Annotated in this window: 2 protein-coding genes; both read left to right on the top strand. The window is 62.7% G+C overall.

What is annotated here, in order from left to right:
- The coding region (locus tag FS320_RS46840) for a hypothetical protein (protein WP_152718641.1) at nucleotides 1–198 on the top strand (198 nt) is incomplete at its 5' end.
- Between the two features lie 77 nt (nucleotides 199–275).
- The gene (locus tag FS320_RS43300) at nucleotides 276–1,334 is read left to right on the top strand and encodes an HAD family hydrolase (protein ID WP_192926428.1); all 1,059 of its coding nucleotides are present in this window, start codon (nucleotides 276–278) and stop codon (nucleotides 1,332–1,334) included.
- Nucleotides 1,335–1,481: the final 147 nt, after the last annotated feature.

Here is a 1,481-nt window from a genome sequence, read left to right on the forward strand (position 1 = left end):
TGCGGCGCCAACCGCCAGCTCGTCATGAGGGACGGCGCCGTCGTCCTCGACACCGGCCCGCAGACCTATGCCCGCTTCGTCAGGAGCGGCGCGGAATGCCTGGTCGACCAGTTCCCCGAGCCGGCATGGGTGCCGAGTTCGAACAATCCGCAATGCTTCATCGGCTATCGATGCAAGGACGGGTCCGACGACTTCTGACGCTGGGTTCGCGGGGCCCGAGAATCTTCCCTCGGACTCCTCGACCAGGTTATGCATGCAACTGAAAGGGACTGAACATGGATCCGATCGCTCCGTCCGGCATCAACCGTCGTGTCCTGCTCTCGACATTGGCGATGCTCCCGGCCCTGTCCGGTCTGCTCCGACCTGTCCCTGCAGCGGCGCAGGCACCGGCCACAGACAGCCCGTTGCCGTCATGGAACGATGGGGCAGCGAAGCAGGCCATCCTCGATTTCGTGCGTGCCACCACCGATCAATCCAGCCAGAACTACGTCCGTCCGGAAGAGCGCATCGCAACCTTCGATCAGGACGGAACACTGTGGGTCGAGCACCCAATGTATTCGCAGGTTGTCTACTGCCTGGAGCGCGTTCCGGCGGTGGTAGCGAAGCGGCCGGAACTCAGAAATGCCGAGCCCTTCAAAACCGTCCTCTCGGGCAATCGGGCGGCGATGGCGAAGCTCTCGATGAAAGACCTCGAAAAGATCCTCGCCGCGACGCTGACCGGCATGTCGGTCGACGAGTTCAACGCCGAGGCCGTGAAGTGGCTTGAAACGGCCCGGCATCCGCGCTGGCAGCGTCCCTATACCGACTTGGTTTATCAGCCGATGCTCGAAGTTCTGCGCCACCTGCGCGACAACGGCTACAAGACCTACATCGTGACCGGCGGTGGCCAGGACTTCGTGCGCATCTATTCCGAGCGCGTCTATGGCATCCCGCCCGAGCAGGTGGTCGGCACCGCAGGCGCAACGAAGTACGGCTATGCCAAGGACGGCAAGCCGTTCCTGACCAAGGAGCCGAAGCTGTTGCTCAACGACAACGATGCCGGCAAGCCCGAAGGGATCCATCTGATGATCGGCCGTCGTCCCCTTGCGGCCTTCGGCAACTCGAATGGCGACCGCGAGATGCTGGAATGGACTGATGCGGGCGCTGGCGCTCGGCTCAAGATGCTCGTTATGCACGATGACGCCACCCGCGAGTATGCCTACGGCCCGGCCGCGGGCTTGCCCGACACCAAGGTCGGCGCCCTCACGGCCGCACTCTATGGCGAGGCCAAGAAGGATGGATGGCCGGTAATCAGCATGAAGAACGACTGGAAACGCATCTTCGCGTTCGAATAGGGTTCCGCTCATGGCGTGGCATAGACTTCTCGTTGGGACATTCGCCGTTGCATTCGTCGCATCCGGCGGTCGTTTGGCTTGGGCACAGGAGACGCCGCCTGAAGACCTTGCGTCACAACTGCGGTTGCAGGGTCATCGCTGCGATGA

The organism is Microvirga tunisiensis (genome assembly GCF_009296175.1).
GTDB lineage: Bacteria > Pseudomonadota > Alphaproteobacteria > Rhizobiales > Beijerinckiaceae > Microvirga > Microvirga tunisiensis.